Source organism: Neobacillus sp. NPDC093127 (assembly GCF_044754175.1).
GTDB lineage: Bacteria > Bacillota > Bacilli > Bacillales > Cytobacillaceae > Neobacillus.
In genome coordinates this window covers 33,692-49,456 of sequence record NZ_JBIVOP010000005.1, presented here as the reverse complement: position 1 = coordinate 49,456, position 15,765 = coordinate 33,692, and the positions used below count along the sequence as shown (strand labels likewise).

Annotated in this window: 11 protein-coding genes; 4 read left to right on the top strand and 7 right to left on the bottom strand. The window is 36.9% G+C overall.

Features of this window, described 5'->3' with window-relative positions; translation table 11 throughout:
- Positions 1 to 164: 164 nt before the first annotated feature.
- From ACIQCO_RS08780 to ACIQCO_RS08765, 4 genes are all read right to left on the bottom strand, one after another.
- Positions 165 to 1,751, bottom strand: a complete 1,587-nt coding sequence (locus ACIQCO_RS08780; RefSeq protein ID WP_400427948.1) for a long-chain-fatty-acid--CoA ligase — start codon at positions 1,749 to 1,751, stop codon at positions 165 to 167.
- Between the two features lie 344 nt (positions 1,752 to 2,095).
- Complete coding sequence (locus tag ACIQCO_RS08775; RefSeq protein WP_400427510.1) at positions 2,096 to 2,866, bottom strand: MBL fold metallo-hydrolase; 771 nt, start codon at positions 2,864 to 2,866, stop codon at positions 2,096 to 2,098.
- A gap of 109 nt (positions 2,867 to 2,975) precedes the next feature.
- On the bottom strand, positions 2,976 to 3,287 hold the full coding sequence (locus tag ACIQCO_RS08770) for a hypothetical protein (protein ID WP_400427509.1): 312 nt from the start codon (positions 3,285 to 3,287) through the stop codon (positions 2,976 to 2,978).
- Positions 3,288 to 3,309: 22 nt separating this feature from the next.
- Positions 3,310 to 4,239 (bottom strand): MFS transporter, encoded by a 930-nt coding sequence (locus ACIQCO_RS08765; protein ID WP_400427507.1) that lies wholly within the window; start codon positions 4,237 to 4,239, stop codon positions 3,310 to 3,312.
- A gap of 313 nt (positions 4,240 to 4,552) precedes the next feature.
- Here ACIQCO_RS08765 and ACIQCO_RS08760 point away from each other — a divergent pair, with 313 nt between their 5' ends.
- Positions 4,553 to 5,422, top strand: coding sequence for a LysR family transcriptional regulator (locus tag ACIQCO_RS08760; RefSeq protein ID WP_400427506.1), 870 nt, complete (start codon positions 4,553 to 4,555; stop codon positions 5,420 to 5,422).
- Positions 5,423 to 5,503: 81 nt separating this feature from the next.
- Here ACIQCO_RS08760 and ACIQCO_RS08755 read toward each other — a convergent pair whose 3' ends face one another.
- Entirely contained in the window at positions 5,504 to 6,283 is a 780-nt protein-coding gene (locus ACIQCO_RS08755; protein WP_400427504.1) for an MBL fold metallo-hydrolase, read from the bottom strand.
- Between the two features lie 162 nt (positions 6,284 to 6,445).
- Between ACIQCO_RS08755 and ACIQCO_RS08750 the strand changes: the two genes are divergently transcribed.
- Positions 6,446 to 7,405: a threonine ammonia-lyase gene (locus ACIQCO_RS08750; RefSeq protein ID WP_400427503.1), complete on the top strand. Its 960-nt coding sequence runs from the start codon at positions 6,446 to 6,448 to the stop codon at positions 7,403 to 7,405.
- Between the two features lie 195 nt (positions 7,406 to 7,600).
- Here ACIQCO_RS08750 and ACIQCO_RS08745 read toward each other — a convergent pair whose 3' ends face one another.
- Together ACIQCO_RS08745 and ACIQCO_RS08740 are read right to left on the bottom strand one after the other, a co-directional pair.
- Positions 7,601 to 8,875 (bottom strand): L-cysteine desulfidase family protein, encoded by a 1,275-nt coding sequence (locus ACIQCO_RS08745; protein ID WP_400427501.1) that lies wholly within the window; start codon positions 8,873 to 8,875, stop codon positions 7,601 to 7,603.
- A gap of 261 nt (positions 8,876 to 9,136) precedes the next feature.
- A complete protein-coding gene (locus ACIQCO_RS08740; protein ID WP_400427500.1) occupies positions 9,137 to 12,898 on the bottom strand; it encodes an AAA domain-containing protein in 3,762 nt (1,253 codons plus the stop codon).
- Positions 12,899 to 13,670: 772 nt separating this feature from the next.
- On the opposite strand from ACIQCO_RS08740, the gene ACIQCO_RS08735 reads away from it, so the two are divergent.
- Positions 13,671 to 13,916 (top strand): hypothetical protein, encoded by a 246-nt coding sequence (locus ACIQCO_RS08735; RefSeq protein WP_400427499.1) that lies wholly within the window; start codon positions 13,671 to 13,673, stop codon positions 13,914 to 13,916.
- 175 nt (positions 13,917 to 14,091) lie between these two features.
- On the top strand, positions 14,092 to 15,639 hold the full coding sequence (locus ACIQCO_RS08730; RefSeq protein WP_400427497.1) for an RNA-guided endonuclease TnpB family protein: 1,548 nt from the start codon (positions 14,092 to 14,094) through the stop codon (positions 15,637 to 15,639).
- Positions 15,640 to 15,765 lie beyond the last annotated feature (126 nt).

Sequence of the window (15,765 nt, the reverse complement as noted above, 5' to 3'; positions counted from 1 at the left end):
GTATCATCCAGTAACATGAAACCAATATTTACCTCTATGGTAAACCGCTTACATTATGAGGTCAATTCTATTTTGAATATTCAATAAAATAGTACTATGAAAAAATGGATAAAAGGGATGCTGGTAGTACTTTAGTTATACTTATTTGATGAAAACATAAGAAATTAATTAACTTTCTTCGGTCCTGACCAGTGCATTTCCCTTAACCGATATTTTTGTAGTTTTCCTGTTGCGGTTTTTGGCAAGGAATCCACAAACTCCACTGCCTTAGGAGCTTTAAAATGAGCCATCATCAAACGGCAAAATTCAATTATCTCAGCTTCCGTCACCTTAGCCTCAGGCTTCAACACGATGATCGCTTTTGGCACCTCACCCCATTTTTGATCAGGGATGGCGATGACCGCTGTCTCCAAAACATCAGGATGCTTGTAGAGTATTCCCTCAACCTCGGTGGAAGAAATATTTTCTCCGCCGGAAATAATCAAGTCCTTGGCACGATCCCGGATTTCGATATAGCCGTCCGGATAGGTAACAGCTAAATCACCGGTATGGAACCAGCCATCCCTTATTGCAGCGGCAGTCGTAACCGGATCCTTGTAATATCCCGCCATGACGACATTCCCGCGGGTTACGATTTCTCCCAATTCCTGCCCGTTCCAGGCTACTTCTTCACCGTCTTGGCGAACAACCTTCGTTTCCCCGTTAAATACGAGCTCAATTCCTTGTCTTGCCTTAATTGTCGCTTGTTCATCCGCAGATATTTCCGCAAATTCCTTTTTCCATTCACAATAGAGAATAAATGGCGATGTTTCTGTCAGACCATAGACATGAATCATATTTAAGCCGAGAATTTCTTGGGCTTTATGAATGAGGGCAGCTGCCGGCGGAGCCCCTGCCGTCGCCATTCTTGGCCTCGTCTTAATCTCGACTTCCTTGGCCCGAGGGTCATTGACAAGCATATTGACCACTGTCGGTGCACCGCATAATAACGAAATTTGTTTGCTTTCAAACAATTCAAGAATAATCGGTGGGTCTACTTTACGTAAGCAGACATGGGTGCCTCCTGCTGCTGTGATTGCCCAGACACCGCCCCACCCATTGGCATGGAACATGGGTAATGTATGAAGATAGACATCATCATGCTGAACGTTCAGATGATATAGGAAATTGGCCGCATTCAGGTAGTTGCCGCGATGTGTCAGCATGACCCCTTTTGGCTTGGAAGTCGTGCCGCTCGTATAATTTAGAGTGAGAAGCTGATTTTCATCAATTTCCACCTCGGGAAATGATTCACCAGCATGTTCAAGAAAATCCTCATAAAAGACACCATTTAATGAACTTTCATGTCCCTCTACTGGTACGATGACGATTAGTTCGAGAGACAGAAGATCGACGATTTTTTCAATTGGTGCGCTAAATTCTGAATCAACAATTAACATTTTCGCATCGCTGTGACGGATGATATATTCTAAATCCTCCGCTGACAGCCGGAAATTTAATGGGACCATGACCGCACCAAGCTGGCAGATGCCATAAAAGCATTCAAGCATATAATGCGTGTTCGGAAGCATTACGGCAACATGGTCGCCCTGATCAATACCTGCTTGATTTAATGCGGAAGACAACTGGTCAACACGCCTGCCAAATTCACGATATGTAAATTCCTTTTCGCCATCGATGACGGCGACCTTCTGCGGATAATATTTCACCGCCCTGCGCTTCCAGCCCAATGGTGTTAACGGAGAAATCATCAAAACCAGCCCCTTTGTTCGAATATTCATATAATTATTTCACCAATGGATTGTCATTTCCCTTTAATTTCTATGCTTTTATTCAAAAAAAAAAATAGGACGGGCCGAAGCCGCCTATTCAAATTCAAAGATTATCTCGTACCAACCCATTTTGAAAATGTCCTATACACATACACAATATATTCTAATATTTGCAGGAAATACATTCGCAGTTACGAATTTATAACTAAAAGGGGGAACCCGAAAAATGGGATCAGTCCCCCGCCGAAATAAAACGGTTATGCGACGGGGAACTAACCCCAATGTCATAATATTTGAGCCATCACAAATTTAAACCCCTGATTTTAGTATATTAACTTTAAATCATAATTAAGTATTTCCCCATTTAACGGTACTTTCACATTTTCTATTCCATTAGTAATTATGTTGTTATTTATTTCAGCTCTACTCAGCAGACAATGATTCCAAGCCTCCAAATGTACCACCACAATTTCGGAATTTGGTGCTGCCATACTTACCAATTCAATATCTTTATTTCCCATTGTTATAGGATCCCCGGTTAAGTACCTTGCTTCTCCACCATTTAAAATTATCACATTTGGTGAATAGGTTTTTATAGCGTTCAACACTTCATCACACCAAACCGTGTCTCCTGCAACATATAGAGAAGGTTCACCGACTGCTTTTAAAATAAAGCCAGAAACGGGACCCATTTGTTTAGCTAATTCCCCCGTTCCATGCTGGCCTCCAGTTCTAATTATATTCACTTTATTCCATTCAATTTGATCATTTACTTGAACGACATTTTTAAATCCAAGTTCTAAAAGTTTTAGTCTATCTTCTGGTTGACAAAAAATTTGTGTGCTTTTTGGAACCTTTGAAATTGCTTTATCATCAAAGTGATCTCTATGCGAGTGTGTTAAGAAAATTGCATCTACATTATTAAGAATTCCTTCGATTGGTATTGGTAAATCAACAAGAGGATTCTTAAGTGTATTGGCTGCATTAGCTACTGGTTCCAATTCTTCCTTTGAGCTGAACATTGGGTCAACTAGAAACGTAAATTGATTAACATTAATTTTTACTGTTGAATGTCTTATATGTTGTAAATGCAAATTACTTCACTCCTAAGTTTTTATTATTTTTGAAGAAACAACTTTTTGGCATTTTTTCAAATTTAGTATGATTTGGCATTATATTTGTTAATTTATTTTCCATATCATATTACTTCCTCGCATTTCTAAAATTTAAATAACTTTTTATGGAGCTTTTCATCATCGAATCATCCATTTGCAAGCCTAACCTTATGAAAGTTAATGGGAGCAACAAGAATCCGCAAATCACCAGATAGGCGGCAAAGATGCTGCGTTCTGCTGCAAAAGCGACGACTAGCGACATGATAATTGAAAAAATTAGGCTTAAAAAGGTTACCGCTGTCATAACTCTTCCAATGAATCGTTCTGAAACTTGCTTATAAACGACTAATCGAGATAAAACCTTGATGTTACCAATAAATATTCCTATTGATAAATACATTAGAAAGGCTAAATATATATCCTTAGTTAAACAGAATAAAAAGGTGGAAATTCCTAAAAAAAAGGGAATTCGTAATTACTAAACTGTAATTTTGCTTTCTTACAAGCCATAAACATATAATCGCTGAAAGAAGGCTCCCAATACCCGCCCCACTATCAATGAAACCCAAAGTTAAGCTATCGCCATGAAGTATATTGTAATTAAAGGGTGCAATTAATGTATTTATTGCATAAAAAAAAGGTAAGACCATGCTAGTGGCTAATACACAATATAACGTTTTTGTGTCTTTACATATATACTTCCAACCGTCCTTCATTTCCGCAGCATATTGATTTAATTTAATTGACTTGGAGGGGTTAAAGTGAACACGCTTTTTAAGCCTCATTGCGCTAAATAAAAAACCAGCGATTAAGTATGTGAGGCAAGATACAAAAATGGTTTCACCATTTCCAAAATACTTCATAACTACTCCTGCAATCAAAGCAGAAGATAAAAGCCCTATTTGCCATGCCCCCTGAACCAGAGATATCCCTTGACCGTAATGTTCCGGTGATAGGATTTCTTTTAAAATACTTTCTTTTGCCGGTTCGAGAATAAACCAAATAATGTAACTGATAAAGATAGAAACATAGAATACAGGAACTTGAAAGTGACCGAAGTACATGCTTAATGGAATAATCCCTATAGTGATAAACCTCAAACCATTACAGGCAAGTGCAATCTTTTTTTTATCAAATTTGTCAATTAAGACCCCAATAAATGGTGCAAGCAGGACGGAAGGTACTAGGGTAAGGATTTGCATTTTTGCTATTTCTACAATAGAATCTGTACTTTCCAATACGAGCACAATAGCTGTTAATCCGAATATCCCCTCTCCTACTACCCCAATCAACGCCGCAAAAAAAAAGTAAATAAAATTTTTATTTTTATATAAGGCTTGATTCGGTTTCATCCTCTTCCTCCTTAGTATCGTCCCTCCTTCCAAGATATCTCTTTTTATAAAATGTAGGAAATACATAAAACTCATAAACTAATAACTTTTAGTTATGTCCGATCCTATTTTAGTTGTATTACTTAGCCGACTGACGTATGTTAAAAGTAAAATAAGAACTTTGTCATTGTCAAAAAGTAATTCTTTGTAACAGTCTTTAGTTTAATCATTGTATAAAGGGCATTGTTAGTTAAAATTTTACGAAGATCCTTTTATACCTTGTTTGTTTATCCAATAAATTAAAAAGTATTTTAATCCATAAGGAGCTAAGAGCATGTTGAAATTACTCCAGTTGAAATATTTTGTAACTACAGTACAATCAGGAAGTATTACAAATGCTTCAAAAATCCTTTTTATCTCCCAGCCAGCACTATCCAAACAACTTGCATTACTTGGGGAAGAACTAGGCTGTGATTTATTCCTCAGGAAGACAACTGGCCTAGAGTTGACGAAAGCGGGGAAGTTCCTTTATAACCGAGCAACAAACTTGTTAAAAGAAGCAGAATTACTGAAAAATGAAATGGAGCAATTTACTGAAAAAAGTTCTATTAAATTTGGCGCTTTGCCAAGTATGGGGAGTTACTTACTTCCTTCAATTATTAGAAATATTAGTGATAAATATAAGATTGAGCTGACAATAAGGGACACTACGGAGGAACTTAAACAATTACTAAAAGAAAGTGAAATTGATTTTGCATTTGTTCAGGATGCTGCGAATACAGCAAATATTATAGTGGAACACTTGTTTAATGAGCCATATGATGCCATTTTTCCATCATCAGCTTCTTTTCAGGATCCTTTCACACTTCAAAAAATCTTTGAACAAAAGATTGTTTTACATAAACACCCTTGTGATATCAGGCGTTATTTTGAAGATTACTGTAAAGAGAAAGGGTGGGCATTCTCTGTTTCTATTGATCTAGAATCAAATGACTCTATTATTCCCTTTGTAACCAATGGGCTTGGTATATCCATTCTCCCACGAATGGTATCCATGCAAATTATAAGTGATGATTTAATAATTAAACCACTTGAGGATGAGAAACTTCAAAGAAGCGTAGACTTCTTATACAAACCGATCAATAAGAAAATTGCTAAAGAAATTGTTGCAGTTTGTAAAGATTACATTTTAGAAAATTACTAAAAATATAACAAAAAGCAGAGGGATCCAAAAACCTGTGCAGAACTTACTGCACAGGTTACTTACTATTGTTAAAAGGATGCTTTAAGCCAAGGTACACTCATTTTTTAAAGATTCCCCATTCTTTAAAAACTTCACCCTAACGTCCAATTTATTGGATCTCTTCAAAATCCGTCCTTCTACATCTTCCGCCTCACAATAATAAGGAGGATTATTAAACGTTTCGTAATGAATAGGAACTAAAATAGCCCCCATTATATTTGCAGCTTCAACCGCTTCCTCTGGTGTCAAACACGCTTGTAAGCTACTTTGTGTTTTAAGTGCCTCAACATTTAATATGGGTCCGTTAACTGGCAAACAGGCAATATCAATTGGTCCATACTTTTTCTCAATATGCCACCAGTACCCATGCCATTGTGTGTCTCCACAATGGATGAGAGTTTGTTTTTCATCTTTAATGATCCAGGATACCTGTGGAGTTCCATAACCATCAACTGAATAAGAAGGCAGAACCATTACATGTGCGAAGTTATACTCTTCATTTGGTAATACCCCGTAGACATTTTTAAATCCAGTAGTTTTTACATATTCGCTAGACTCTTTAGGGACAAATATAGTTATTTCATTTCCAAATGCATTCTGTATGGATTTGGGATCAAAATGATCTAGGTGGACATGTGTTATTAAAATTGCGTCTGGTTGTTTTAACGTATCTAACGGAATTATTGGTTCTAATGGTTCCCCTAATTTAGCTGTATACGGAAGCTCCTGTCCTGCAATCGGTCCTCCTAAAGGATCGATAAGAATAGATACATTTTGTGATGTAACTAAAACGCCTGCCCAAGTTAATTTTGTCAATTCCATCTGATAGCCCTCCTAATTATTTGGATAATTTCTTATAGCTTACAACAATTAAATAGTCGAAGGGTAATAGATAAATGGAATGAGGGTATAACCAATTGGTATTTCCAACCTGCATGTTCAAGAATGTAAACTTTAATTAAAAACTAAGGGGTTGTTTTTGTAATGCAGGAAAAAATCAAATTGCAGGATATCGTTGAAGCGCGTAGCCGTATTAATAGTTATATAGTTCATACGCCATTGGAATATAATGCACAATTTAGTAGTTTGTATGGCTCAGAGATTTTTTTAAAGCTGGAAAATTATCAGGTTACCGGGAGCTTTAAAACGAGGGGTTCTTTCAATAAACTTTTGACCCTAGACCAACAGTCTCGAGAACGTGGAGTAATTGCACCATCAGCTGGAAATCACGGCATTGGCTTGGCATATGCTGCCCAGCAATTAGGAATCCCAGCCCATGTTTATTTACCATTCGATACAGATGATAGTAAAGTTAAAACATTGGAAAGTTATGGGGCCTCGATCTCATTTTTTGATTCCATCGAAATGGCAAGACTATCAGCGTTAAGAGATGCGAAAGACAAAGGATATACCTTTCTTTCAGCCTATAATGACCCAGCAATGGTTGCTGCAGGAGGTACTATTGGGTTAGAGATTTTAGATGATTTATCCGATGTAGATATTGTAATCTCTTGTTTAGGTGGCGGTGGTCTGACAGCAGGACTTTGTATAGCTTTAAAAGCCTCAAACCCGAAAATTCAAGTTTGGGGTGTCCAGACAGAAAAAAGCCCGGCCTTTGCAGTATGGCACAAAACCGGCAAACCTGGCACTGTTAATCTAGAGCCTTCCATCGCGGAAGGGTTGAGTGGTCCAATCGATCCTGAAACACTTACGTTCCCCATTATTCATGAGCACATTGATAAAATCATAACCGTTTCTGAAGAAGACATCATTGATGCGATGAGAGCGATGCTTAACTATGAGTATATGATAGAACCATCGGGAGCAGCAGGGATTGCTTCTTTAACCCAAGTAAGCGGTGAAATCATAGGCCTCAAAACTACATTGCTTGTTACCGGTCGCAATATTTCAAGGTCTAGGTTTAATTCCTTAATCAAGATTTAAATTATTTTTCCGAAACACTAATTGTGGAGGGAAATTAGTAAAAAGGCCCAGGAAGCCACAAAATGCATGTCCACTTTAATAAGAAAAGCAGGGATCCCTGCTTTTTTTGGAAGATTTAATTAGAGATGGTTTGATTATACAGAGCGCCAGGGGATACCCAGTAAATGGATGTCCCCTGGCACTCAAGTTCAACTATTATTTTTCCATCATTAATTTTAAAATGAGTTCATCGGTTTGCCTTGTACCTTCATTTCCAAGTTTGCAGAAGCTTTCAATACTTTTTTCCACATCATCGTGGATAAAGCCGTCAGTCGATTTTATTTCTTGATGGTTTAGTGCCAACAGAGCTGATTGTACTGCGACATTTGAACATGTCGAGACCTTCATGGCACAGCCTGCCTTAGCCCCGTCGCAGATCATTCCTGATACGTTGCCGATAGTATTTTGAACAGCTGCTTTAATTTGCTGCAGGCCTCCATCTAATAAATAAACAATCGCTCCACTCGCCCCCATCCCGGCGGCGGTAACGCCACATAATGCAGAAAGGCGGCCAAATCTAGATTTAATATGGATTGTGATAAGATGGCTCAGTGCAACGGCACGAATCATCTTTTCCTCTGATACTTTCAGTTTTTGTGCCGCGGCGACAACAGGAAGTGTAACCGCAATACCTTGATTTCCGCTCCCAGTATTCGCCATAACCGGAAGTGTTGAACCTGCCATTCTGGCATCTGAACCAGCAGCGGCAAGAGACATAGCCGCTGTAGCGATATCATCGGATAGAATTCCTTTTTTCACATTTTCTTTAATCGTTTTCCCTACATTTAGACCATAATCCCCGGAAAGTCCTTCTAATCCAATGATTCGATTCAATTCGATACTCTTTTTTACAAGGGTTAAGTCGTTAATGTCCGCATTTAATACCCATTCATATAATTCATCAATAGTAAGAGCTTCTAATTTCTCTTCTTCCGTTTGGATTCCGATATTCTCACATCCGCCAAGGTACACAGCTTTCCCATCTACTTCAATTAAGGTAATATTGCTATGATTATCAGAAATGACTACTTTAGAAGTCTGCATATCAGTTTCTACAATGACTTCAATATAAAGTCTTTTCGGTGTATCCGCTTGGCCGGCAGTTACTTTACCTACTTCAATGAGTTTTAATGCCAACCGCTCATCTTCCTTTGTCAGTCCATCTAAAATCTCCAATTTCTTATTTGGATCACCAGCTACCGCCCCAAGAGCGGCTGCGAATTCTAGACCTTTAGCCGACATCCCCGGAATCCCAACAGATTTTGCATTTTTAATAATATTTCCACTCGCTTTTAAACGTATTGCCTGTATTACCCCATTTGCATTGCTTTTTGCCGTTGCTGCAGCCAGTGCAATCGCTACTGGTTCTGTACAACCAAGGGCAATTACTAATTCTTTTTCTAAGATAGCTAATATTTTGTGCTTACTCATTTTGCTCCCCCTGATTGAAGATAACTTTCCTATCATTTTAACATAATTGAACCCTAGGTTTTAGTAATTTTCTTTCCAAATATGGTGTCTGCCCCCCCACTGTCCTTGCACGCATTGAAAAATAATCCAAAAGTGTAATTATAGGGGTCCTCTATACATAAAAAAACTCCTATAGTAGAAGTTGTTGACCTTGTTTTGTTCCCTAAACAAACAAGTCTTCTACAAAGGAGTTTTTTCATTGAGTAATAATAGTGGGTCAGTTTATTTAACAACCTTCTCTCGAACCACGTCACTCTTCAACAATTCTTTCACTTTCTGATCAATTCTCTCAATCTCAGTCGATGAGTTCTTCCACCAGTTCCTGCTCCAAATTCGTTCGATTGTCCAGCCTCTGCTTTCTAAGAACCGCTGACGATAGACGTCTCTTTCCTTGGCATTGGCCGAGCTGTGATACATGGCTCCATCGCACTCAATTCCCACGATATATCGGGATGAATCATGCGGGTGAACAATGGCCATGTCGATTCGGTATCCAGACATACCAACTTGTGTTGTAACCTCATACCCAAGATTTCTCAGTTGATGATAGACTTGTTCTTCAAACGGAGAGTCAAAATGCAGTTCTTTTTCTTGCACATGAGTATTTACATTTTCATTTACCTCTTGGACAACAGCGTTTATCTGATCAACTTGCGATTTTGAAACAGCTCTAACATATTTTAGATAGGCTTTTAGTAATTTAGGGCCCATTTGCGACGTGTTAGCAACATTCAATTCTTCTGGTTCAATACTAGAAACAACCGTGATTCCTTCTTTTGCCCGTGTAACTGCAACATTAAGACGGTTTTCTCCACCTTTTTGATTGAGCATCCCGAATCGGTTATAAACCTTGCCTTCTGAGTTTTTCGCATAGGTAATTGAGAAAAGAATAATATCCCTTTCATCCCCTTGCACATTTTCAATATTCTTTACGAAGACTTGTTCATCCAAATCTCTGGTTAACATTTGATTATAAACCGCACTAAATTCCTCGTCTTCACTTACTAATTTATCAATCTGATCCTGGATTTTCGTTTGCTGCTTTGAGTTAAAAGTGATAATCCCCACCGTTTTTCCCGGCTGATTGATTAAAATTTCCTTAAGAATATTGACGACCTCAATTGCCTCAACTTCATTTGACTGATTAATCCATCTTCCATTAACTTTTTTCCACTTGATTGCGGGTGGATTTTTAAATGGAACAACATTTGGAGCTATTTGTACATGACCATTATAGAAGGCATGGTTGGAGTAATTGATTAACTCTTCATATTTAGAACGATAGTGCCACTGGAGAAGCTTTTCAGAAAATCTTCTCTTCGCTAAATTTAACAGACTGATGGAATCGTCTGTATCGTATTCTTCTTCCTCATCATCGTCGTTAACAAAAGAGGATTGAAACAGATTATAGGGCGGCAGCTGTTTTTCATCGCCCGCAATTATTACCTGTTTTGCCCGGTATACAGCAGGAATCCCACTTTCCACCGTACATTGTGACGCTTCATCAAAAATCACTAAATCAAATAATCCTTCTCGTAAAGGAAAAATAGATGAAACAATTTCGGGCGAAGCCAGCCATACAGGCATTATGTCTACGAGCCCATTTCCTGCAAATTCATTTACCAATCTTCGGAGCGGCCAAACCTGTCTCTTCTTACCAACCTGATGCTTCAACTCTTTAATATTCCTTGAATGGTTGGTTTGAACGGAATCCACCTTTTTGGTAAGGTTATGAAGCAGAAACTGAGTCCCAACTTTTCTTCTTTCCTCGATCAGCCCTGCGAATGATTGTCTAATTCTCGAAAACTCATTGGTTGAAATCTTTTGCACCTGCGGATTTCTTTTTTCTGTTTGGTCAATCCAATGGACATAAGCGGAGTTTTTAAATAAATCTACCCAGTAATCAGACAGAGTTAATTCGTTCTTCGCTGTTTTCTTTTGAAGAAGAAGAATCACTTTCTTCTCTATCTCGGAACAATGATTCCAATAAACATCCATTTGCTGCAGCTCTTCAAAATCACGATGGATAAATTCCAACATTTTATCTAATTCATTTAACGGAATATCACCTTCCGATATTCTTGTTTTCAGACTATTCACTTTTGAATCATTCAAATATTTTTTAAGCTTGTCTACTTCCTCAGACATTTTTTTTGTCACTTTACCCAGTTCATGCATAATTACTAGAGATTTCTTAATCTTTAGCCATTCAGATGAACTTGTCCCTTTAAATTTCCCTCCCTCAAGTAATTCTTCGATAATGTTTTTTCCAGAAACCGAGGTCCACCACCAAAGTCTTAAACCTTGTAAAGTTCTTTTCGTCCCATCCTCTAGATCAGGATAAATTTTATCTAATTTACTTTCAATTAGCCAAGTGTATCCTGGAGTAATTTTTTCATGGTCCAATGTGTCAATGTAATCCACTGCTTTTTTCGCCTTTTCAATCACATCATTCAATAATTCGATGGCTTCTAGCTTTTCTTTCATATTAAAATGGGCGAAGGTTTTACGCTCTTTTAATGGAAAATCTTCATCACCAAAGCGATCAAACCATTCCGCATAGGTGTACACTTTTTCAGATATATCCACTAAAACATCTTTATTTAAGGCCGGGAGCACCTCTTGTAAATCAATAATTTGAGTGGTTTCCCCTATCGGTTTTGCTAATCCGTATAAATCATATAATCTTAAGCCAAAGTCTTGGTAACTGTATAAAGCAGCAGCGATACTGTTCAATATTTCTTCTTGAGAAGATAATTTCTTTGAAGTAGAAGATAACTGATTCATCGCATTCTCATAAGACACCTTATTTTGTTCTAGAACGGCCCCAACTTTTGCATAGAGCTTTTTCCGGTCATTCTTTTCATCATGTACCAGTGCGACGTGATTACTTAACCCCAAACCATCAAGCCGTTGGTAGACGACATCTAATGCAGCACGCTTTTGGCAAACCACAAGTATTTTCTTCTCTTGTTGAAGAGCGTCCGTAATAAGATTAACAATCACTTGAGATTTACCCGTTCCTGGCGGCCCATGAACAACGATTCCTTTTTTATAACGCGCTTCTTTTAAAATTTCTTCTTGTGATCCATCTGCTTGTAAAAGGTTTAAAATGTCTGGTTTATTAAGGTTATCCTCTTTATTGTTTTCAGGCTGGTCACCAACAGTATCAATATCCACGTCTTGGGGGTCTATTAACTCGCCGGCTAAGGATAAATCACTTTCCTCCGATAGGAGAATAAGTTCCTCATAATCTTTAACTAACGAGGATCCACCCTGTGGGAAATTTCCTATGACCGCATTTTCCAGCAAGGTAAAACCGGCAACTTCGGGTACTTCTTCTTTACTATATTCCTTCAGTTTGGAAATACCTTTAGGTGAAAATGATACATTCATTTCATATTTTTTTAAAAACGAAAGCCAATCATCATAGTTGTATTTGCTAGATACTTCTGCTGCCTGTTCAAAGAAATCCTCTGTAAAGCTTAGGTTGTTTAGCTTTTTAAATGCTAAAAACAAAGTCCGGTTAATCTGAGAACCTTCTTCATCTTTTTTGATTACCCATTTTTGCGAATTAACATTGTTTTTTTCAAGCCTTACCGGGTATAAAAATAATGGAGCTTGAAAAAATGTTCCATCCGATAATGTTCCAGATAAAAACGGAAAACCGAGGTAAAAATCATGAATTCCTGTTTCATCTTCAATTCCTTTAATATTTCTAAATAAATCAGTAAGTTTTTTAGAAAGTTTCATTGATACTTCATTATTAATAGTGGGCTTTAAAAGGGTGATTTCATTCTTGGATTGATTCATGATTTGTTCTACTACAGACACACCTGCCTTTTCTTTCGATAACTTTGATAAAGAATCTAGCTCTGTTAAATCAAAGCTCCATTTATTATAAAGCTTCAGCAATCTGATTGAGCGGTTACGACGACTGATATCATTGAGCTTATCCCTCATATGTATTAACTTATCTTTCATTAACAGGACCTCTTTCCGTAGTACAAATATCCAATAATAACCATTATATAATCACTCTTTACTTGTTATTCTTATTTCAAAAATAAGATTATTAATCGGTGGAACCCGAATAACAGTTTATCCACAAATCAGTAGTAGCCCATGAATAATATAAACAATTGGTTTTCAGCTATCAAATCTGTTTAGGCATTTAAATGTCGCCATTTTGGGCTGACCAAATGGTTTCAAGTAAAAACTTGCCTTCAAAACATACCATAGAATCTCCTTAATCTACTTTCCAACTGACACTCCTCTTACTATTCTACTGGGTTTGACAGAATGTGCCAATAGGAAGAACCAGGATACTAAAGAACTGGTCGTTTATTGTTCTAAATATATACATTTATAGGTGATAATGTTGAAAAAAGTCGCATTATTCATTGATTAAATCTAGGTGGATTGATTTTTTCGTGTTCTATTTAATTATGAAGGGTATATACATAAATAAATAGCAAAGAATGTATAGAAACCATGTTTTTCGGAGGTGCAAAGGTTGATTATCCCTCTAAAAAAAATAAAAGTAATAGTCAACCGGATGAAATGAGACGTATTCAATCAATTAGAAATATAGCTAAGTATGCAAGTACCCCAACTGAAGTTAAGCTATATAGGCAGCAAATGAACTCAATCATAAATCAAGCTAAAGGAAGACGCTAGAAGAAATCTAGGTCTTCTTTTTTGTAGGATTATTATGGAAATTAAGATATAATAGGAATATGAGGGGGGGCATCGCTTGGATTCTCTATTTTTCTTTACTTCTGAAACTATTAAATCTTTTTGGAATTATATAGGGTTAGCTATACTCACTGGGGCTATCGGAGGGATTGGGCGAATTTTTCTTAATGGTGCCTTTGAACCAACAAAAATTTTCTATACGAAACAAAATGAAATTGGCGAACTAGAAGTCGAACTTCGTCCATTCTATTCCATCATTTTTAATACATTTAATTGGAGACCACAAAAAGCATTAATTGTATAATTTTCTAGAAATTGTAACTACCCGGGATCCATTCACCATATTAAACCGAGTTCCTCCCCTACTTTTAAGTAAGGGGAGGAACTCGGTTTTTTTATTTTTTAAGGGAGTTTAATAGCTTTTTTAAGAATATTTTGGTATATTATATATAGAACGAATGTTTGGGGGGTGTTAAAAGATGTCTAAGAAACAAGATTCTAGTTTTGTATTAACACTTCCTATGAATGCAACTCATTTTGATATGTTCCATTTTGATAAGGTCTTTGAAGTTTCCCGAAGGATTCAAAACGCTTGTTTAGGAGAAATTTTAAAACGAAACCGGTTGGTGCAAGATAACAAACACTACTGTAAAAACATACGGTGTATTAAGGCTGTCAAAAATAAAATTCAAAATTCTAAAAATAAAAAAGAAAAAATGATTCTGGAAACAGAGCTTCGTTCGTTATATAACAAACAAAAGGAAATAGAGCGTCAATTTGGTTTAATCGAATATGCCATCCATGATTTTGTAGCTCCAATGAAACGTCATTTCGAAGGAGTTTTAGATATTAATACAGCTCAAAAAATAGCTAGTCGTGCTTGGAAAGCGTATGAAAAGAAACGCTATGGGTCTGCAAAAAAGGTGTATTTCAAAAAATACGGAACCATGACTTCTATTGAAGATAAAACGAATAAATCAGGAATTACTTTTCGTGAAGTGAAGGGTCAATATTTAATAAATGTAATTGGAACGAAGGTTTCGGTTACTGTTAAAGAAATGGACATCTATGCGAAGGAAGCATTTTTAAACAGAAAAAATATTAAATACTGTCGTATTATACGAAAAATGATTCGCGGAAAAATGCGATATTTCGTTCAATTGATTATGAAAGGTATTCCACCCGCAAAACGGAATAAGAATACCGGTTTATTCAAAGTTCGTTTAGGTAAAGGTAGAACTGGAATCGATCCTGGTATACAAACAATGGCAATAGTTTCTGATCATTTAGCATTATTACGGGAACTTGCTCCCAATGTAGAAACCCTTGAAAGAGAAAAACGACTAATTTTGAGAAAGATGGACCGCTCTAAACGCACTACTAACCCTCAAAAATTTAATCCTGACGGAACCATTAAGGTTGGAAGTAAAGATAAATGGTCCTTTTCTGCCAACTACATTAAATTACGAAACAAACTACAAGATATCCAGCGAAAACAAGCCGCAAAACGAAAGCAATCCCATTGCCGACTAGCAAATGTCATCCTACGTACTGTCGATGAGTTCTTTGTTGAAACAATGCACTACCAAGGACTCCAAATACGAGCGAAAGAAACCAAAATCAGTGAAAAGACCGGAAAGTTCCAACGAAAGAAGAGATTTGGAAAATCCATTGCCAACAAAGCTCCGGCATTATTTGTTTCCATTTTGGAATATAAGTGTAGATGCTTAAATGCTAAATTTAACAAAATTAACACCTGGACAGCACAAGCTAGTCAATACAACCACGAATCGGAGGCGTATGAAAAGAAAAAACTGCACCAACGATGGAGTCAAGTAGGTAATTTTTTTGTGCAGCGAGATTTATATTCTGCATTTTTAATTAAAAATATTGATGAGAGTCTAGATAAAATTGATAAAACCTTGTGCGATCATACTTTTTTAAATTTTATTGTGAAGCATGATTTAGAAATACAACGTTTAAAACTAATGAAGCCTTCCATTTCTAGTATGGGAATTAAAAGTTAAACAAGTAAAATCTCAAGGTGTGACCTACCTACTGAACGTTAAACAGCCCAGGGTTGTTTGTTCGATAAAGCTTTTCTGAACTAAGTGAGTGTCTTATTGTTGTACCTAGGTATTCCTCGGAATAGC

Bases quoted from the DNA above. Each gene is read 5' to 3' on its own strand.
- ACIQCO_RS08780 (WP_400427948.1), bottom strand. From the start codon at position 1,751: ATGATTTCTCCGTTAACACCATTGGGCTGGAAGCGCAGGGCGGTGAAA.
- ACIQCO_RS08770 (WP_400427509.1), bottom strand. From the start codon at position 3,287: ATGTATTTATCAATAGGAATATTTATTGGTAACATCAAGGTTTTATCT.
- ACIQCO_RS08765 (WP_400427507.1), bottom strand. From the start codon at position 4,239: ATGAAACCGAATCAAGCCTTATATAAAAATAAAAATTTTATTTACTTT.
- ACIQCO_RS08760 (WP_400427506.1), top strand. From the start codon at position 4,553: ATGTTGAAATTACTCCAGTTGAAATATTTTGTAACTACAGTACAATCA.
- ACIQCO_RS08755 (WP_400427504.1), bottom strand. From the start codon at position 6,283: ATGGAATTGACAAAATTAACTTGGGCAGGCGTTTTAGTTACATCACAA.
- ACIQCO_RS08750 (WP_400427503.1), top strand. From the start codon at position 6,446: ATGCAGGAAAAAATCAAATTGCAGGATATCGTTGAAGCGCGTAGCCGT.
- ACIQCO_RS08745 (WP_400427501.1), bottom strand. From the start codon at position 8,875: ATGAGTAAGCACAAAATATTAGCTATCTTAGAAAAAGAATTAGTAATT.
- ACIQCO_RS08740 (WP_400427500.1), bottom strand. From the start codon at position 12,898: ATGAAAGATAAGTTAATACATATGAGGGATAAGCTCAATGATATCAGT.
- ACIQCO_RS08730 (WP_400427497.1), top strand. From the start codon at position 14,092: ATGTCTAAGAAACAAGATTCTAGTTTTGTATTAACACTTCCTATGAAT.